This is a genomic window from Phyllobacterium bourgognense (assembly GCF_003337575.1).
Classification (GTDB): Bacteria; Pseudomonadota; Alphaproteobacteria; order Rhizobiales; family Rhizobiaceae; genus Phyllobacterium; species Phyllobacterium bourgognense.
In genome coordinates this window covers 441,822-460,299 of sequence record NZ_QPJM01000001.1, presented here as the reverse complement: position 1 = coordinate 460,299, position 18,478 = coordinate 441,822, and the positions used below count along the sequence as shown (strand labels likewise).

Annotated in this window: 17 protein-coding genes and 1 pseudogene; 11 read left to right on the top strand and 7 right to left on the bottom strand. The window is 57.1% G+C overall.

Annotation, left to right across the window (positions count from 1 at the left end):
- Nucleotides 1-30: 30 nt before the first annotated feature.
- Nucleotides 31-273, top strand: coding sequence for a type II toxin-antitoxin system VapB family antitoxin (locus C7476_RS02235; protein WP_114428262.1), 243 nt, complete (start codon nucleotides 31-33; stop codon nucleotides 271-273).
- Nucleotides 273-704 carry a type II toxin-antitoxin system VapC family toxin gene (locus tag C7476_RS02230; protein ID WP_114428261.1) on the top strand — a complete coding sequence of 144 codons (432 nt, stop codon included), beginning with the start codon at nucleotides 273-275 and terminating at the stop codon, nucleotides 702-704. The genes C7476_RS02235 and C7476_RS02230 overlap by 1 nt, the downstream gene beginning before the upstream one ends.
- Here C7476_RS02230 and C7476_RS02225 read toward each other — a convergent pair.
- The gene (locus tag C7476_RS02225) at nucleotides 698-1,660 is read right to left on the bottom strand and encodes a GlxA family transcriptional regulator (RefSeq protein WP_114428260.1); all 963 of its coding nucleotides are present in this window, start codon (nucleotides 1,658-1,660) and stop codon (nucleotides 698-700) included. The two genes, C7476_RS02230 and C7476_RS02225, sit on opposite strands and share 7 nt — an antisense overlap.
- Before the next feature lie 182 nt (nucleotides 1,661-1,842).
- Nucleotides 1,843-2,742, bottom strand: coding sequence for a bifunctional methylenetetrahydrofolate dehydrogenase/methenyltetrahydrofolate cyclohydrolase FolD (folD, locus tag C7476_RS02220; RefSeq protein WP_114428541.1), 900 nt, complete (start codon nucleotides 2,740-2,742; stop codon nucleotides 1,843-1,845).
- 352 nt (nucleotides 2,743-3,094) lie between these two features.
- On the opposite strand from folD, the gene C7476_RS02215 reads away from it, so the two are divergent.
- Entirely contained in the window at nucleotides 3,095-4,348 is a 1,254-nt protein-coding gene (locus C7476_RS02215) for a sarcosine oxidase subunit beta family protein (RefSeq protein ID WP_114428259.1), read from the top strand.
- 584 nt (nucleotides 4,349-4,932) lie between these two features.
- On the opposite strand, the pseudogene C7476_RS02210 reads toward C7476_RS02215, so the two are convergent.
- Nucleotides 4,933-6,837: pseudogene (locus C7476_RS02210) on the bottom strand (GumC family protein); the annotation flags it as partial.
- Between the two features lie 274 nt (nucleotides 6,838-7,111).
- On the opposite strand from C7476_RS02210, the gene C7476_RS02205 reads away from it, so the two are divergent.
- Complete coding sequence (locus C7476_RS02205) at nucleotides 7,112-8,365, top strand: lipopolysaccharide biosynthesis protein (RefSeq protein ID WP_114428540.1); 1,254 nt, start codon at nucleotides 7,112-7,114, stop codon at nucleotides 8,363-8,365.
- Between the two features lie 7 nt (nucleotides 8,366-8,372).
- Here C7476_RS02205 and C7476_RS02200 read toward each other — a convergent pair whose 3' ends face one another.
- Genes C7476_RS02200 through C7476_RS02190 form a run of 3 tightly spaced genes read right to left on the bottom strand, consistent with a single transcriptional unit; the run spans nucleotide 8,373 to nucleotide 11,184 of the window.
- Nucleotides 8,373-9,236, bottom strand: coding sequence for a DUF6492 family protein (locus C7476_RS02200; protein WP_114428257.1), 864 nt, complete (start codon nucleotides 9,234-9,236; stop codon nucleotides 8,373-8,375).
- On the bottom strand, nucleotides 9,233-9,997 hold the full coding sequence (locus C7476_RS02195) for a WecB/TagA/CpsF family glycosyltransferase (protein WP_181872322.1): 765 nt from the start codon (nucleotides 9,995-9,997) through the stop codon (nucleotides 9,233-9,235). The genes C7476_RS02200 and C7476_RS02195 overlap by 4 nt, the downstream gene beginning before the upstream one ends.
- A complete protein-coding gene (locus C7476_RS02190) occupies nucleotides 9,994-11,184 on the bottom strand; it encodes a glycosyltransferase family 4 protein (RefSeq protein WP_114428538.1) in 1,191 nt (396 codons plus the stop codon). The genes C7476_RS02195 and C7476_RS02190 overlap by 4 nt, the downstream gene beginning before the upstream one ends.
- A 249-nt stretch (nucleotides 11,185-11,433) precedes the next feature.
- On the opposite strand from C7476_RS02190, the gene C7476_RS02185 reads away from it, so the two are divergent.
- From C7476_RS02185 to C7476_RS02160, 6 genes are read left to right on the top strand one after another with little or no spacing between them, the layout of a single operon-like run.
- Nucleotides 11,434-12,429 carry a glycosyltransferase family 2 protein gene (locus tag C7476_RS02185; protein WP_114428256.1) on the top strand — a complete coding sequence of 332 codons (996 nt, stop codon included), beginning with the start codon at nucleotides 11,434-11,436 and terminating at the stop codon, nucleotides 12,427-12,429.
- A complete protein-coding gene (locus C7476_RS02180; protein ID WP_114428255.1) occupies nucleotides 12,398-13,723 on the top strand; it encodes an O-antigen ligase family protein in 1,326 nt (441 codons plus the stop codon). Before C7476_RS02185 ends, C7476_RS02180 begins: the two co-directional genes overlap by 32 nt.
- A 51-nt stretch (nucleotides 13,724-13,774) precedes the next feature.
- Complete coding sequence (gene proC / locus C7476_RS02175) at nucleotides 13,775-14,587, top strand: pyrroline-5-carboxylate reductase (RefSeq protein WP_114428254.1); 813 nt, start codon at nucleotides 13,775-13,777, stop codon at nucleotides 14,585-14,587.
- Nucleotides 14,588-14,624: 37 nt separating this feature from the next.
- Nucleotides 14,625-15,455 (top strand): urease accessory protein UreD, encoded by an 831-nt coding sequence (locus tag C7476_RS02170; protein WP_114428253.1) that lies wholly within the window; start codon nucleotides 14,625-14,627, stop codon nucleotides 15,453-15,455.
- 31 nt (nucleotides 15,456-15,486) lie between these two features.
- Nucleotides 15,487-15,789: an urease subunit gamma gene (locus tag C7476_RS02165; RefSeq protein WP_106715462.1), complete on the top strand. Its 303-nt coding sequence runs from the start codon at nucleotides 15,487-15,489 to the stop codon at nucleotides 15,787-15,789.
- A gap of 10 nt (nucleotides 15,790-15,799) precedes the next feature.
- Complete coding sequence (locus tag C7476_RS02160; protein ID WP_114428252.1) at nucleotides 15,800-16,105, top strand: urease subunit beta; 306 nt, start codon at nucleotides 15,800-15,802, stop codon at nucleotides 16,103-16,105.
- Between the two features lie 92 nt (nucleotides 16,106-16,197).
- Here C7476_RS02160 and C7476_RS02155 read toward each other — a convergent pair whose 3' ends face one another.
- Nucleotides 16,198-16,581, bottom strand: a complete 384-nt coding sequence (locus tag C7476_RS02155; RefSeq protein WP_114428251.1) for a hypothetical protein — start codon at nucleotides 16,579-16,581, stop codon at nucleotides 16,198-16,200.
- 178 nt (nucleotides 16,582-16,759) lie between these two features.
- Between C7476_RS02155 and ureC the strand changes: the two genes are divergently transcribed.
- Entirely contained in the window at nucleotides 16,760-18,472 is a 1,713-nt protein-coding gene (gene ureC, locus C7476_RS02150; RefSeq protein ID WP_114428250.1) for an urease subunit alpha, read from the top strand.
- Nucleotides 18,473-18,478: the final 6 nt, after the last annotated feature.

Genomic DNA, 18,478 nt, shown 5'->3' with positions numbered 1-18,478 from the left:
CTATATTGATGTCTACACACGAGGTTTGTCATGCCATTGAATATTCGCAATGAGGAAGTGAACCAGCTCGCGGCAAAGCTTGCGGCTCGCAAACATATTACCAAAACCGAGGCCGTGAAGCTCGCGCTGGAAAGGGAATTGCGGCTGACCGACAAGGAAGTCCCGCTTTTAGAGCGTATAAAAATGATACAGGATAAGATAGCAGCCTATCCTGACAGGGAGGGTGTTGTCATCGACAAGGCATTTTTTGACGAACTCAGCGGCGATTATTAATGTTTGTTGATGCATCGGTTATGGTGGCTATCCTGCTGAAAGAGCCGGAGGCGGAAACGTATGCGGGGCACCTTGAAGATACAGACTCCCAGCTCATCACATCGGTTATAGCGGTATGGGAAACCACTGCTGCGCTTTTCGGCAAGAAGGGCATCGCCATGTCGCAAGCTCAATCGCTGGTAACAGTATTTATCAATGAAACGAACATCGAGGTAGTTGCCATCTCAAATGACGACCTGTCATTCGCGTTACAAGCATTCGAGCGTTATGGGAAACACCAGTACCCAGCCAACAATCGCAATAGCGCGCTGAACCTTGCGGATTGCTTCCACTATGCCTCGGCAAAATCCCATCGAGCACCGATCCTGACCAAGGATGCCGGCTTTGCCCTCACCGATCTCGAAGCCATCGACCCTGTCAAAGATCAGTAAGTCGTGCGGCGCTCGTCGGAGGGTGAGCGGCCGAACTGTGCCCGGTAGCTCTGGGCAAAATAGGAATGCGACGTGAAGCCTGTTGCCAGCGCGACGTCCAGAATGGGGGAATGGGTTTGCCGTAGCAGTTCGCGCGCACGCTCGAGGCGCAGGCTCATATAGTAGCGCCCCGGCGTCATGTTGAGATGACGCAGGAACAATCGCTCCACCTGCCGCACCGACAGGCCAACGGCCTTGGCAAGACGCACAGCCGATTTCGGTTGTTCGAGATTGTCCGCCATGAGCTCGACGATCTTTCGCAGCTTTTCCGACTTGCCGGTGAGATCACGTTCGGGGCCGACACGCTGGCGGTCGGTCTGCGAGCGAATGCGTTCATGATGGAACTGGTTCGCCACTTCATTGGCAAGCGCCGGGCTGAAGTCCTGCTTGATGATTTCCAGCATCAAATCGATCGAAGTCGTACCTCCGGCGCAGGTATAGCGCTTTCGGTCGATTTCAAAGACATTGCCGGTGCACTCGATCTGCGGAAACCGCTCCTGAAACCCGGCACGATTTTCCCAGTGTATGGTGCAGCGATGCCCTTCCAGCTGGCCCGCCTCCGCCAGAATGTAACTGCCTACATTCAGTCCGCCGAGCACGGCGCCTCGGCGTCCCAGGGTGCGCAGGGTTGCGATGACCTTAGCCTTGTCGTCAAACTCAGTCGTCAACCCGGCGCAAATGAAGGTGATGTCGGCGCTGGGCAAATCCGCCAGCGCATATTGAACGTTGATTTCGAGCCCGTTTGAAGCGGTCACCGCTGCGCCATTGGCGGAAACGGTAGTCCAGGAATAGAACGCCTCCTCCGACATGCGGTTGGCCGTGCGCATGGTATCGATAGCCGCCGCGAGGCTGAACATCGGGAATCTGTCGACGAGCAGAAAGGCAAAGGTTCTGGTGATCTTAAGTGCTTCTGGCATTATGCTCTTCTAGGGTCTGTTGATATTCACGCCATGACGGCCTGCAAATGGCACTTTTCTGCGATCCGGTGCTCATGAACAAGAATGTTCACTGCGCTCCGGTTCTCAATAAGCGCCATTTTCGGCTCGCCCTGACCTGAATCTCAGCAGACCCTAACCGGATTCCCTGATTGAGCAAGCCGTCAGAAGCGCGGCGGCACTTCGCCGACCGAGCGATAGGCGGCGACGAGCGTATTGGCCATCAACATAGCGATGGTCATGGGCCCGACACCACCCGGGACAGGCGTAACAGCGCCAGCGACCGTTGACACGTCAGCGAAGTCCACATCACCGACGAGGCGGGTCTTTTCCTCACCTTTTTCGGGAGCTGGAATGCGGTTGATACCGACGTCGATAACCGTTGCGCCGGGCTTGACCCAATCGGCCTTGACCATTTGCGGTCTGCCGACGGCAGCAACCAGAATATCGGCTGTCCGGCAAAGGGCGGCGAGATCCTTGGTCTTGCTATGCGCAATGGTAACTGTGGCATTGTGGGCGAGCAAAAGGTTGAACATCGGCTTGCCGACGATATTGGAACGGCCAATGACCACTGCATTGAGGCCCGAGAGATCCCGTCCCAGGATGCGCTCGATCAACAGCATCGACCCGGCTGGGGTGCAGGGAACGAAAGCCGTCTCGATTTCGCCGGTGCCCAGCTTGCCGACATTGACGAAATGGAAGCCGTCAACGTCCTTGTCCGGCGAGATCGTCTGGATGATGCGGCCGGAATCGATGTGTTTCGGCAAAGGAAGCTGGACGAGGATGCCATGGATCAGCTGATCGGCATTGAGCTTTTCAACCAGCGCGACGAGCTCGTCCTCTGAAGTATCTTCCGGCAAAGTATATTGGACTGAGTGAAAGCCGCATTCTCGCGCCTTCCTGCCCTTTGACGCAACATAGACCTGACTGGCCGGATCTTCGCCAACGATAACAACGGCGATGCCGGGTGTGATCCCGCTGGTTTCGATCAGATCGGCGGCAGAAGCTTTGACCTTCGAAACCACGTCCTCGGCAATTTCCCTGCCATTGATCGTCACTGCCATGTGCTGCTCCTGGAAGTTCACGGTTTTGAGCGCCATTCTGTTGATTTTACGCGCCAACAATACCGCCATAACGGCGTTCACTGACGCAATAGCGAAAGCGGGTGCGGATCGCAATGCGGCAATATCCCGGCTGCGGGCTGTAATCGTTGCATTGCCATTGTGCGTGGTTCGACGGGGCTCACCATGAGGGAGATTTTTGGGCTGCAAGGTTCGTCATTGTCGTCCCTGCAATCAACCTAATTCCCTCATGGTGAGCCCCGTCGAACCACGCACAATGGCAATGCAAAATGAGCGTCTTGGCTAAGCCGATGAATGCAAGCATGATCGCGATAAAACGAATCCGGGAACTCCTATGCGCTATTCAGCCTTCAGCCTTTTGAAAAACGCCCTCAACGGCAACAAGGACTGGAGACCCGCCTGGCGCAAGCCCGATCCGAAACCAGCATATGACGTGGTGATCATCGGCGGCGGCCATGGTCTTGCCACCGCCTACTATCTGGCCAAGGAGCACGGCATGCGCAATATCGCTGTCGTGGAAAAGGGCTGGCTCGGATCCGGAAATATAGGCCGTAACACCACGGCCATTCGCTCCAACTATCTTCTTTCAGAGAACCAGCATTTCTATGAAGCGTCGATGAAACTATGGGAAACCATGTCCCACGACCTCAACTACAATGTGATGTTCTCGCAACGCGGCGTGGTGAATCTGGCCCACACGCTGCCGCAGCTCGATATCTATGCGCGACGCGGCAACCAGATGCGGCTCAACGGTATCGACTGCGAACTGATGAATCCGCAGCAAATCAAGAAACTTATCCCCGGGCTGGACATCGGCAGTAACGCGCGCTTTCCCATTCTTGGCGGGTTGATGCAGCGTAGTGCGGGGACTGCACGGCACGATGCGGTCGTATGGGGTTACGCGCGCGCCGCTGACCAGCTCGGCGTCGATATCATCGAGAATTGCGAGGTCACAAGCTTCCTGAAGGACGGCGACACCGTCACAGGCGTCATGACTACACGCGGGCCTATCAATGCCAAAAAGGTTGGCTGTGCTGTAGCCGGGCACACCAGTGAGCTCATGCGGCGCGCCGGTATCGACCGCCTGCCACTTGAATCGCATGTGCTGCAGGCGTTCGTCTCGGAAGCGCTGAAGCCTGTGGTCGATACAGTGGCGACTTTCGGCGGCGGTCACCTCTATTTCAGCCAGTCCGACAAGGGCGGCCTTGTTTTTGGCGGCGACATCGACGGCTATAATTCCTATGCGCAACGCGGCAACCTGCCGGTGGTTGAGGATGTGATGAGCGAATTCGTTGCGCTCATCCCGGCACTGGCGCGCGTCAAGCTGCTGCGCTCGTGGGGCGGGATCATGGACATGACCATGGATGGCTCGCCGATCATCACCACGGGTCCACTGCCGGGCATGTATCTCAACACCGGCTGGTGCTACGGCGGCTTCAAGGCGACGCCGATCTCAGGAAAATGCTTCGCCTGGACAATCGCCAAGGATGAGCCGCATCCGCTGTCTGCACCCTTTACACTGGACCGGTTTTATCGCGGCTACGTTATTGACGACAAAGGGCAAGGCCCGACGCCAAGATTGCATTAAGTAATGCGCAACGGCTGATGCCGATTATCTCTCCCCTTGTGGGAGAGAAAGGATTTTCTTGAATTTGGCCTCTTTGCTAAATTCTTAGAAAATCGAAGTGAGGGGTAATCCAGTGAAGCAAATCCCCCTCTCTTGCGATTTCTAGCACTTAGCTAGCGCTAAGATACTGAAATCGCTTTCTCCCCCACAAGGGGGGAGATAAAAACTCAGCCGGCGCGTAGACGCAGGACTTCGCGCAACGCCGCGATCTCGGCCAGCATTTCCTCGATGTTCGAATTGTCATGGTGGCGTGGCCCGACCAGCGCGTCAGCATGCTCGTATAGAAACTCGGCAATCGCGGCCTCGTCATCAGCAGAATGCGGTGAGTCCTCAAATTCAGCTGTGTCAGACGCCATGGCCCGCGTTTGCGCACGCCGTATTGCTGCGCCAAGTCGAGATTCAGAAGATACTGCGGAGGCAGAGCCAGCACGTTCGGGCGAAACGGTGCGCTTCGTACCGGATGGCGGCACCGGATCGACTGGCGGTTCATCCTCGGCATAAACAGGAGCGCGATTGCCAGCACGGAAGCTTTCGATCATGCCAAGCAACACGGCGATTCCGAGACCGGCCAAGAGCCCGCCGAGCAGGCCGCCAATTGCAACGAGTTTGCGCGAACCGCCTGTGCTTTCAAGTGCGGGTCGCGCCGGGGAAATGACGCGGATATTCGTTGTGTTCATGCCTTCGAGTTCGCCAGTCTCCTTTGCGCGCAACAGGAAGGCTTCATAGACTTCGCGCTTGGCGGTGACTTCCCGTTCGAGCTCGCGCAGCTTGACCATGTCCTCGTTGTTGTTGGCGGTACGCGCTTTCAGCTGCGCCAGCCGTGATGACAGGTCCTGTTCCTGCTGGGTGGCACGCTGTAGTTCGACCTGCACCGAAGACGCAATACGGCCAAGCTCGTTGCGGATTTCGTTGCGAACTCCAACAACCTGGGACTGGGCTTGAATAAGTTGCGGATGACGTGGCCCAAGCTTGGTGGCGAGGCCGTCCGCCTGTTGCTTCAGCGCACCATATTGCGAGCGAAGGGCGACTATGACACCGGAGCGGAATTCTTCCGGCAGTGTGTTGCCGAGCACGCCTTCGACGGAAGTATTGCGGATGGAGTCAGCCTGCGCCTTGAGCCGGATCGATTGGTTGCGCGCCTGAGTGAGTTCGTCATTCGTGCGCGTGATCTCATCATCGCTGATCAACCTGCCCTGTACGTCGACAAGGTCATTTTCCGCCTTGAATTTCTGCACGGCATTCTCTGCATCCTGGACGCCTGCGCGCAGATCATTGAGCCGTGCGGTCAGAGACTCCGTGGCCTGCCGGGCCGTGTCGGACTGGATATTGCCCTGCTCCTCACGGAAGACGTCGGACACTGTGTTGGCAATCAAGGCCGCCTTCTGCGGATCCCTTGATTTCACAGTTATATTGAAGATGAAATTCTTGGTGCTTCGCTCTACCTCAAGATGATCATAGAGATTGCGCAGGAGAACGGTTTCACGCGTTGTCTCATCCGGCGTGCTATCGGTGGAAAACAGGTCCTGTATCGATGCAAGAAGGCCTCGCTCCTTGAGGTCCCCATTGAATTCCGGATCCTTGGCGAGTCCCGTGCGATCGATCACCTTCGTCAACACACTGCTCGACTGAATGACGCGCAATTGGCTTTCGGCGATGGCCAGCGATGCATCGACTGGCAGCTGGCTCGACGAAATCTCCTTGTCGACGATCTTGAGATCGCGCGGATCGACAAGCACTTCAACAGTCGAGGCGTAGAGCTTCGGCAAGGTCATCGCATAGCCAACGCCAAGAAGCGTACCGATGATCGTTGTTGCGATAATCAGACCCTTGGAACGGCCAACGCGATTGATCACGATACGCGGGTCAACGAGCGGCCGCCATTCATCGCTTTGATATTCGACCGGCTGTACTTTGCGCGGAGCCTGCCGGCGCACCGGAACCAGTGCGATAGCAGGTTCAGGGTCCGGCTCTAGCTCCTTGTTTTCCGGACGGAAAACCGGTTCCGACTTTTCCTGGAACTGCTCTATCGGCTCGGGTTCGGATCTTGCAGTGACGATTGGAGTTTCCGCTTCGGCACGGACCGGCTCATCAATCAACAGCAAAGGTTCTTCGCGCTGTGGCGTAATTTGTTCGGCAGCATCGACGCGGCGGTTGAGCTCTGCCTTGATCGCGGCCATGTCGGCGCGCATGCGATTGACCGCATCCTGCTCGGCTTCTTCGGAACTGAGGTCCTCGGGAATATCACTCAATGATGGTTGCGAGATTTCGCTGCCGGCCGCCAAGCGCAAGGCGCGCATGCGGTGATAGTGATCGAGATTGTCTTCGCCGCGGATGGACGTGCTCAAGGGTTCGGGGTCGACATGAGTGTCTCCCGCCGATTCTGGCTGACTGGCAAACGAGAGAAGCGAGCGCCGCGGCCGCTTTGCCGTCTCGTTTTCGCGATTACTCATTCCCACTTCAACTCCACGATCGCCCAACCAACGCGATTCATTTGCGGCACCACACCCACAGTTAATTCAACCTAAAGTTCTATGGAAAATAAATCGTTAATTATCAGCACCCATATGTCTGCAAGCTAACCTTGCCCTGGATGTCATCTATACCACGTTTCAAAACGGCAAATACAAGCCGTTAAGTCTTTTGATGTAGAAATCCGGCGAAGTGACGCTTGAGGCAGTGCTTTCCCCGCAGCCTTGATTCAGGCATATCCGGCAGGACATGGAATTGGTTGCACGCCATCTGAAAGCCAATGCGGGGCTTATCCGCGACTATTTCTCCGTGATCAGTGGATCGGCGGGGCGGCTGGTCATTTCGCTCGCCTATTTCGTGGCGCTTGCCAATACACTTTCGATTGCGGAGTTCGGTCTGTTTGCGACGGCATCGGCAACCGGCGTCGTCCTGTCGCGCCTCGTTTCCTTCGGCTTCGTTTCGCCGCTTTACCGGATTTCCACCGTGAAGCCGCAATTGATCGGCGCCTATACGGGCGGCTTTCTCGTGGCGGTCGTCGTGTCGTTGCCGATCTTCATTCTTGCAGCCTATCTGATGCATCTGATTTTCTTCGGCGCCGATCTCGCGCTCGGTACCTTTGCGGTGATCGTTGCGGCGGAAGCATTGCTTTGGCGGTCGCTGGAAGTTGTGGTCATCGTCAATAACGGCATGAACCGCTTTGGCCGGGCAGCATTGCTGGTCATTATCGGTACAGCGTTACGGGCGGTGGCGGCAGTGTTGTTCGCGTTCTCAAGCGTGACCAACCTCGCAATATGGAGCTGGTGGTATGCGGGGGCGAACGGCGTTGCGCTTCTTATCGCTATCCTCTTCTTCTACCCGCACGTGCGACTGCGGCTTATTCCCAAGCTCTATCGTCGCAGGCTAGCGGATTCCTTTGCCGTCACAGGTGCCGAGGTACTCTTCTACGTCCAATCCGAAATGGACAAGCTGCTGGTGCTTGCAGTCGGCGGACCGCAGACGGCAGGTGTCTATGCCATCATCATGCGGCTCGTCGATTTGACCGCCCTTCCCGTCCGCTCATTCAATATGATGCTGGTGCAGAAGTTGATGCGAACGCCGGACATGCTGAAATCGCTCAAAATCCGAGGCGGGCTGGAGCTTGGCGTATTTTTGGTGTCGACACTCGGACTGGCGGCGCTTGCAATCTTCCTCACCATTTTCCCGCGAGCGCTTGGCGCGAATGTGGCCTCGGTTGTTTCACTGCTGCCATTGGTCCTGCTCGTACCGGGACTGCGCAATCTTATCGAATATCAGGCGGAAATCCTTTATGCGCGCGGCCAATCTGGCTTGCGTGCACTCAATCTCGCCTTGCTCGGCATCGCCAAGGCTGCACTGCTTTCGTGGATTCTTGTCGTGTTTCTCGATACCCACGATTGGATGATCTGGCTGAATGCCATGTTCGCCGTGCTTTATCTGCTATCGGCATATCTCACATATAGAGCTGTAAAAAAGCCGGCGCGGCGCGTGTGAGAATTTGCTACGCTAACAATTTCCGGATGCGGGCCGTATCGTCGCCTATAAAGGATTGCATGCCGATCGCGACCTGTTCCGGTGTCATCGCTTCAATGAAGGCAAGGAACTCCGCGTCCGTTGGCGCAGGTGCAAACCAGTAGACCCGGCAGAATTCAGCGGCGTCATGATAGTGCCCTTCGGCCATCAGGACTTCATCGGCATAGCGGCCATAGATCATGCATTCGGAAAACCGGCGCGAACGCCCGATAGCTGCGATCCAATGGCGGCCGGTGATCCTCTCGATGTGGGCGCACATGGTCAGCAACGCGTCTCGCCGCCAGGCTATCAAGGTGCCGATATAGTCGTGTCCTGCTGGGCTCACGGGAACGAGCCCGAGCACCTGGCCCGCGTGTTCAGACCAGATGAGTTGATCACCGGGCACAGGACGCAACAGGTCGCCATCGCGGCGGAACAGGCGCAAATCGCTGCCCCGCCAGACCGAGGCGCAATCGAAAGATTTCAGGAAAGCGACATCGGAATCGATGTAGAAGAAAGCGTCTTCATCCGCGTGTGCTGCAATGGCGATACGGCGAAACTGCTGCACGTGCCAGCCGCGCAATGGCATCGTCCTTGGCGACAGCCAAATGCGACGGCGACCGAAATTGCTCGGATCCGGAAACGGCCTGATCCAGCGGGGCAATAGATCGTTCTCGTCGATCACTACACGGCGCGGACCTTCCAGCTGCTTGAACAGCGCAACGTCGCGATGCTCGACCAAAATATAATGTCTGGTGTAGCCCGTGACGAACCGATCAATAGTTTCGCAGAGCAATCTGCAGCGCTCGAAATCGGGTGCATAACTCGCGGTAACAAGTGCCGTTTTCGTCATGCGCCCCTGCCGGCTTTGAATTTCGCCCGCATGACGCGTAGCAGAAAAAGCGGATTGCCCACAATGTATCTGTACCACAACCGGCCCGGTTCTTGAACAAGGCGATAAAGCCATTCAAAGCGCAGCTTCTGCACGATCAAGGGAGCCCTAGGCACAGCGCCCGCCATGAAATCAAACAGCGCGCCAACGCCAAAGGCCAAGGTGCAATGTTCGGCCGTCAAGTTGTTCGCCATGAACATCTCCTGTCGCGGTACACCCATGGCGACGAGCAGGATATGCGGATGATATTCTTTCAGGACACGCAGAATGTATGGCTGATGTTCGCTCTTGAAGAAGCCGTCACTGATCACGCGGATTTCATGCTGGGGCGCAAGTTGCCTGAAGCTCTCCGCAGCCTTTTCAACCACTTCACGGCGCGCGCCGATGAGGCCAACGCGCAGAGAGCTGGTCTCTGCCTCAAGGAGCGCGGGCGTAAAATCCGTACCGTTGAGATTGGCCGGAAAAGGTGTGCCATGCAGGAGTTTCGAGGCGATATCGACCCCGAAGCCATCGGGAAGAACGAGGAATTGATTCAAAGCCTGACGGAAATCAACATTCTCCTGCGTGAGATTGGCATTGTGGGCATTGAGCCAGGTGACCAAAGCGAAGCGCTGTTGCGCAATACGCTCCCGCATGACTTCTATGGCGTCCATCCAAGGTAACGCGACAACTTCTACGCCAAGAATCGTACGACGTGGAATATCCGTTTTGCCCAAACTCATGCGGCCGCACGCCCATTTACAATCCGGGCTTCAAGACGGTCCAGTCCCAATCTTATATGCTGGTCGAAGCGTACCAATTGCGCCGCGCGGAAGGCGTCTCCCTCACGCACCAAGTCCTCTCCTGCGCGCACGCGGGCCACCCTGGCGTTGACCGCCTTGGCAAAGGCGACGGGATCATCGGCGACAACGCAATTATCCGGAATATCCGCGATGCCGCGCACAGAAAGCGCGGTGGCGACGCTGGGCAAACCCAGTTCGAATGTTTCGATCGTCTTGAGCTGCACGCCGCTCCCGGCGCGGCTGATCAGCGGGATCACGGCACAGCCGCAGACAAAATCCGTAGCGTCCGCCACACGACCCGCGAAGGTAGCTTCGGGCCATGCAGCCTTGATATCTGCCGGGGTACTTCCGGCAACCGTCACGCCGATATCCTTGTCCAGATGCGGTACGACCTCACGCAGGAACCATTCAAGACCGATGCGGTTCGGCTGCCATGTCCAGGTTCCTATCAGGCCAAGGTCGCGTACTACTTTGCGGCCTTTGCTTTTTGCCGTATCGGCGCCGGTCACGAGAGGAAGTGCCGCGGCACGTCCGGTTCCGGATAAGCCCAACGCATCAATATCGTCATCGGCGAGCGTGAAGACGAACGACGCCCTGCCGCACAACCGCTTCTCAAGTCCCATCAGAAGCCGGGACTCCCGGCTGAACAGATATTTCTGTACGGAGCTGGTTGCCGCCTCGGCATTCTCGCGCGCGGAGCGATGTTCGACATTGTGCGCGATAAAGATTTGCGGCTTATCGTCGAAACAGTCCTCGAATGCTCCGGGCAATGGCACGCCGTTCAGCACGTAAGCGTCGAAGGGCTCCACCGAGGCGATTGCGGCACGAAAAGTCTCCTTGGTGACGACGCGCAGCTTGACCGACGAAACCGTGAGACCTGACATCATTGCCTTGCCGAACCAACGCAACTTTTGCGCAAAGTTCGCTGTGTCGTTACGCACATCCACTTCACCGAGGATGATCGTGTTATACGGATCAAGCGGCTTGCTTCCGGGCCAGACAAATCCGATCACGGTGACGCGAGCGCCGGCACGCACAAGGCCATCGATGATCGCTTTGTTGGCAATCTCATAGCCGGTCGTCGGCTTACCATCCGGTACTATCGATGTTACGAACAGCAAATGCATAACGAGACTTCCCAACTCCATCCTGACGGACATCTGATGCGATTTTCTGCGCTTCCGGTGCTCATGGACTTTAACGTCCATTGCGCTCCGGTCCTCGAAAACCACATCACCTGCCTCATCAGGCTGAAGTTTCGGAAGTCTCTTAGCGCCAACGCGCTTCATAACGGGTTTTTCTCCAGAACGTAATGAAATGTTGAATAACCGACTCTTATAAGTTGTAACCATGGATAACGGATAAATACTCCGGCGATGAATCTCGATCTCCCAGAAAATATCAGCGTCGTGGCACAGTCACCCGGCCTCAAGCCCGAAACGATCGATGTCGTGGTGACGTTGCCGACGTTCAAACGTCCGGAACATCTGTTGAAAACCTTGGCGTCGCTCAAAGCGCAAGTAACCACACGGCGCTTTGCCGTCATCGTCATGGAGAACGAGACCGAAAAACGTGAGGGCGCGGAAGCGGCGAAACCGCTGTTCGAGAGTGGCGAACTTCCGGGCCTGCTGATCATTGCGCATGATCGCGGCAATTGTAACGCCTACAATGCAGGATGGTTGACCGCGCTGAAGGCCTTTCCAAATTTCTCGTCACTGCTGGTTATCGACGACGATGAGATAGCCGATCCGACTTGGCTGGAAAACATGTGCACGACGCGAGAGAGCTATGGTGTCGACTTTGTCGGCGGGCCGCAACTTCCGGTCTTCGCCAAGCCGGAACATACGAAATGGTCGACACATCCGGTTTTCAGCCCCCATCATACCCGCACGGGTCGTGTGCCGATCATCTATTCATCCGGAAATCTGCTGGTCGGGCGCAATGTGCTCGAGGCCATGCCATTTCCGTTTCTCGATCTCGCATTCAACTTCATGGGCGGCGGTGATTCGGATTTGATCAGCCGCAGCGTCGTCAACGGTTTCACCATTGCCTGGTGCGCGGAAGCACCCGTTTACGAGACCATCCCGGCAAGGCGCGTCGAGGCGGACTGGATCCGGGCACGGGCACTGCGCAATGGCGTGATCTCCACCTTGATCGAAAAGCGCAAGCGTGGCGGCGAACCTTTTGGCGGAGCGAAGACAGTCCTGAAGAGTCTGGCACTTCTGGCGGTCTCGCCGCTGCGGGCCGTGATCAAGGTCATACAGACGGGATCTCTGTCCATCGGCGCCTATCAGATCTATGTTGGCGTTGGCCGCGTTCTAGCGGAATTCGGATATGCGAATGAGCAGTATCGACAACCTGAAAAGAACTGACGCGGAATCCGCGATCCCAATGCGACTGGTCGCCGGTCTTGTCGCGGCGATCATCCTTTGCGTGCTGTTGATTTCGTTCCGCCCGTTCCAACCGGCAAGTACGGCAATCGCGGGGAGCGGCGGGGATCTCGTCAATCAGCTCGGTTTCGGCGCCTTGGGCGGCATCTCCGTGCTTGCGATGATGGTGCTTGCGAACCCGCGTACGCTTGTTGCCCTCATCAGCCCGATGTGGATCGTCATGTTCGGCTTTCTTTTCCTGTCGACATTTGCCGCCACCGATCCCGGAGCCGCTCAACGCGCTGTGCTCTTCACTGTGATCGCCGCTTTATGCATGATCGCGGTGCTGGCGCTTCCGCGCGATGCCGATGGATTTTCACTGGCGCTGGTGATCGCAGCCTTTGCCGTGCTGACGCTCTCCTATGCCGGTCTGGTTCTCGTTCCGGACCTCGCGAAGCATACCGCCAACGAAATCGAAGCCGAACATGCGGGGCTTTGGCGCGGTATCTTCGCGCATAAGAATATTGCCGGACCGGTCATGGCGGCGTTCTCCTTTGCTGGCATATATCTGCTGCGTCGCGGCTGGCGCGGGACTGGCATTGTCCTGCTGATGCTCGCGCTCTGGTTTGTTGCGCATACCGGTTCGAAGACGGCGACGGCGCTGGTGCCAATCGTGATTTTCCTCGTCATGTTCCCCGGAATGTTCGGCTTTCGTATGATCGCTGCCGTGTTGATCGCCGCAGCTTTAATCGGATTCTTCTTCTTCACCATAGGAACACTCTTCTTCCCGGCAACGCACGATCTCCTCGTTCAGCTCGGCGCAGACACCACGTTTACCGGCCGCACATCCATCTGGCAGTTCGGACTGGAAAAACTCGCCGCAACACCGTGGCGCGGCTATGGTTTTGAAAGTTTCTGGGAAGCGCCGGTCGTGCGGCAGGCGGAAAATCCGAGCTACTACCTCGATTGGGACGTTCGCGGCATTGTGCACGCGCATAATGGCTATCTCGATATTGCGATCGCCATGGGTTATCCGGCCATGATATGCGCGCTCATCGTCTTGATTGTGCTGCCGCTTTTTGACTATGCGCGCTGCCTGAAAAAGCGGGAGAATGTGTTCATGGCCGACTTTTTCATGATGTGCCTGACATTTTCGCTGATGAACGCTTTTCTTGAGAGCTTCTTCTTCCGGCGTGCAGATCCCGTGTGGCTGCTCGTGGTGATGGCGTGTTTCGGTCTGCGCATGACCGCCCGCGTTCCCATCCTCGCGCGCATAAATTCGCACAGGACCAGTTGACCGGGCGCACTCGGCCGGATCAAAGTGCCGCGACATCAGCGGGAGAATGAAATGGATAATGTGGTTCTGGTCGGTTGCGGCAATATGGGCTTTGCCATGCTCAAGGGCTGGCTGGACGCAGGAATATTGAAGCCAGATCAGGTCACGGTGGTAGAGCCAACCGATGCGCTGCGTGAACGGGCGGCAACGCTCGGTGTTCATGCGCATGCCAACGCAAGCAGGCTCGAAGACAATCTGGCGCCGCGCATTATCCTCATCGCAGTCAAGCCGCAGGTGATGCGCGACGTGCTGCCCGCCTATGAGCGTTTCGCCGCCGGTTCGACGTTCGTCAGTGTCGCTGCGGGCGTCAAGGTTGGGTTGTTCGAAGAATTTCTGGGCGAAAAGACCGCGATTATCCGCACCATCCCGAATACGCCTGCAGCGATCGGCAAAGGCATGATCGTCACGTTCCGCAACTCGAACGTGAGCGACGAGGATGCCGCGTTTGTCGATACCTTGTTGAAGACCAGCGGAAAAGTTGCAGCCGTGGACGATGAAAAACTCATCGACGTGGCAACCGCGGTTTCGGGCTCGGGCCCCGCCTACGTTTTTCACTTCATCGAATGCCTGACCGAGGCGGCCGTCGTGGCTGGCCTCGAACGAAAGACGGCCGAGCTTCTGGCGATGCAAACCGTCTACGGCGCTGGCGTCCTCGCCGCTTCGAGCGAAGACACGCCAACGACGCTGCGCGAACAGGTGACGAGCCCGAAGGGTACCACTGCCGCCGCGCTCGACGTGTTGATGGGTCATGACAAACTCAAGCGGCTTATGATCCGGGCTGTATTCAAGGCACACCAGCGCGCCATAGAACTTGGCACCTATTGAGCTTCCGCAAGCTGGATCCTTGCGATAGCGTGCCGAAATGAGCGTGCATCCGTCTGATCCAGCCATCGAAGCAAAACCGCAACGTGCCTTTGGCTCGGCGCATCTCGCTGTAAAACCCGTCAATGGTCGTACGCGTATCGACACACTTTATCAGGAAGGCTGCGCCAAGATTCGGTTGCCCGAGATTGATGATCGTTCGCTTGAGGCGGTGATGATCAACACATCGGGCGGACTGACGGGGGGCGACGAGATGCGTTGGGGGTTCGACGTCGCGGATAACTGCCGGGCGCAGGTCACCACTCAGGCATGCGAGCGCATCTACAAGGCATCTGCCGATATCGCTGACGTGGCAAGCATCTTGAAGGTGGGGGAGCGGGCCTCGCTCGCATGGTTGCCGCAGGAGACGATTTTGTTTGAGGGCTCGGCACTGAAGCGAACCCTTACCGTCGATCTTGCCGAGACGAGCCGTGTCTTGATCGTGGAGCCCGTCGTGTTCGGTCGCAAGGCGATGGGTGAGGACGTGCAGACCTGTTTGTTCCGGGATCGCTGGCGCGTTCGCCGCGAAGGCAGACTGATCCATGCCGAAGATTTCACAATCGGACCCGACACAGCATCGATGCTGGGCCGTCCTGCCCTGTTTGGGGGGATGCGCACCATGGCCACTGTCCTGCTGCTCGATGCCAACGCCGAGCGTCATCTTGAACCGAGCCGAAAAATAGTTGGCACAAAAGGCGGTGTTTCCTTCTGGTCTGGCAAGCTTCTTGCGAGGCTTGTCGATGGCGACGCCTATTCATTGAGGAAGCGGCTGGTGCCATTGATAGAACTGCTCAATGAAAAGGCAGGCGTGCCTAAAGTCTGGTCAATCTAGACGCAAAACTGAGTATGACTAAAGGAAAAGCATGAACCTGACACCACGCGAGAAGGACAAACTTCTCATCTCTATGGCGGCGATGGTCGCCCGCCGCCGACTCGAACGCGGCGTCAAGCTCAACCATCCGGAAGCCATTGCATTGATTAGCGATTTCGTCGTCGAGGGCGCCCGCGATGGCCGTTCCGTCGCCGATCTGATGCAGGCAGGGGCACATGTCATCACCCGGGAACAGGTGATGGAAGGTATTCCAGAGATGATCCACGACATACAGGTCGAGGCGACATTTCCGGACGGGACGAAGCTCGTCACTGTGCACGAACCGATAAGGTAGGAAACCGCAGATGATCCCCGGTGCAATCATAACGGCTGAAGGCGAAATCGAACTGAATGCCGGTGCCAGCAACATCATGCTGAAGGTGGCAAATACCGGCGACCGTCCGGTGCAGGTCGGGTCGCACTATCATTTCTTCGAAGCCAACTCCGCACTGGTATTCGACCGCGATCAAGCACGCGGCATGCGTCTCGATATTGCTGCCGGAACGGCGGTCCGGTTCGAGCCTGGGCAGGAGCGTGATATTACGCTCGTGCCGCTCGGCGGGAACCGGACCGTTTACGGGTTTCAGCAGAAGATCATGGGAAAGCTTTGACCGCTCCGCTTGACCTCATTTCCACGACAACAAGCGACCGGAGAAACACCGATCGCTGGGCATATTCCAGATATGGGTCAGGTAGGTGCCTGTCAGCTTGGCTTCTTGGTCACCAGGGTCAGCAGGCCTTTGGAATCGAGGCTGGCAATGACCACCGCCGCGGACGTCAGCCCCTTTTCCTTCAGGGCCGCGGAGACTTGTGGCGACTTGTCGATCGACGTGCGCAGTTTCTGCATGTCTGCGTCGCTACGCTTGGCAAGCGCATCGTTGACCTGGGTCTTGGTTGCATCCGGCAGTTCATTGATATCCACGATATTGATGGTGGTAATGGCCGTGGCACCAGGCTTGGCTGGAGTCTCGCTCTTTGGAGCGGGCTGCTCGGCGCTTGGAGCCTGCGGCGCCGCGGACTGCGCGTAAGCAACAGAAGTCGCAAGCGGGAATCCCGCACAGAGCGCGAGGGCTATCATCTTTCGCATCGTTTTTCCTTTCACGAGATTGGCGAACGATCATCTACTGATGACGCGCGCACTTCACATGCGGAATTCGATCTCAAGCGGTCGCTGATCGGGTTTTTCCAAGGCAATATCGCGGCAGAAATGTGGCAGACGCCGCCCGTTGTCGTCCATTCCGTTATCCATACAAGAGGGAAGTTCCATGCCCGCTAAAATCACCCGCGCGGCCTATGCCCGTATGTTTGGGCCAACGACGGGCGACAAGGTGCGCCTTGCCGACACCGAACTCTTCATCGAGGTGGAGAAGGACTTCACTATCTATGGCGAAGAGGTGAAGTTCGGCGGCGGCAAGGTCATTCGCGATGGCATGGGTCAGAGCCAGATCGCCCGTGCGGATGGTGCCGTCGACACAGTCATTACCAATGCACTCATCGTCGATCACAGTGGTATTTATAAAGCCGATGTCGGTCTGAAGGATGGGCTGATTGCGGAAATCGGCAAAGCCGGCAACCCCGATACGCAACCCGGCGTGACGATCATCATTGGTCCTGGCACGGAAATCATCGCGGGCGAAGGCAAAATCCTCACTGCTGGCGGGATGGATGCCCATATCCATTTCATCTGCCCGCAGCAAATCGAGGAAGCGCTGATGTCAGGCGTTACCACAATGTTTGGCGGCGGCACAGGACCAGCCCATGGGACACTGGCGACCACCTGTACGCCAGGGCCCTGGCACATGGGCCGGATGATTCAGTCTTTCGACGCCATCCCCATGAACATCGGTCTTTCAGGCAAGGGCAATACATCGCTGCCGAAAGCGCTGGAGGAGATGATCCTTGGCGGGGCGTGCTCGCTGAAACTGCATGAGGACTGGGGTACGACACCGGCGGCAATCGACAATTGCCTCTCGGTTGCCGACCAGTACGATGTGCAAGTGATGATACACACCGACACGCTGAACGAGAGCGGCTTCGTCGAGGACACGGTGGCCGCCTTCAAAGGTCGCACAGTTCACGCTTTTCATACGGAAGGCGCTGGTGGTGGACACGCCCCCGACATCATCAAGATTTGCGGGCTTCCCAACGTCATTCCATCTTCGACCAATCCGACGCGGCCCTATACGAAAAATACCATCGCCGAACATCTCGATATGCTGATGGTGTGCCATCATCTCTCATCATCGATCCCGGAAGATGTGGCCTTTGCCGAAAGCCGTATCCGCAAGGAGACGATCGCCGCCGAAGATATTCTGCATGATATCGGCGCGTTTTCGATCATTTCCTCTGACAGCCAGGCCATGGGCCGTGTTGGGGAAGTGCTGATACGCACCTGGCAGACCGCTGATAAAATGAAGCGCCAGCGCGGGAGCCTGGCGCAGGAAACCGGCGACAACGACAATTTTCGCGTCAAGCGCTACATCGCGAAATACACGATCAACCCGGCGATTGCACAGGGTGTTTCCCGGCACGTTGGTTCAATCGAGGTCGGAAAGCGTGCCGATCTCGTTCTGTGGAACCCGGCCTTCTTCGGCGTCAAGCCTGACATGGTCCTGCTTGGCGGCTCGATTGTTGCCGCACCGATGGGCGATCCCAATGCTTCCATCCCGACGCCGCAGCCCGTACATTACCGCTATATGTTCGGCGGCTATGGCAAGAATGTCAGCAACTCGTCGGTCGTCTTTGCCAGCAAGGCTTCGGTCGAGGCAGGCTTGCGCCAGTCGCTCGGTGTCGACAAACAACTGATCGGCGTTGAAAACACGCGTAGCGGCATTTCCAAGGCGTCGATGATCCACAACGATGCCACGCCGCATGTGGAGGTCGATCCGGAGACCTATGAGGTTCGGGCGGATGGCGAGTTGTTGACGTGTGAGCCGGCAACGGTACTGCCGATGGCGCAGCGCTACTTTCTGTTCTGAGGGGAG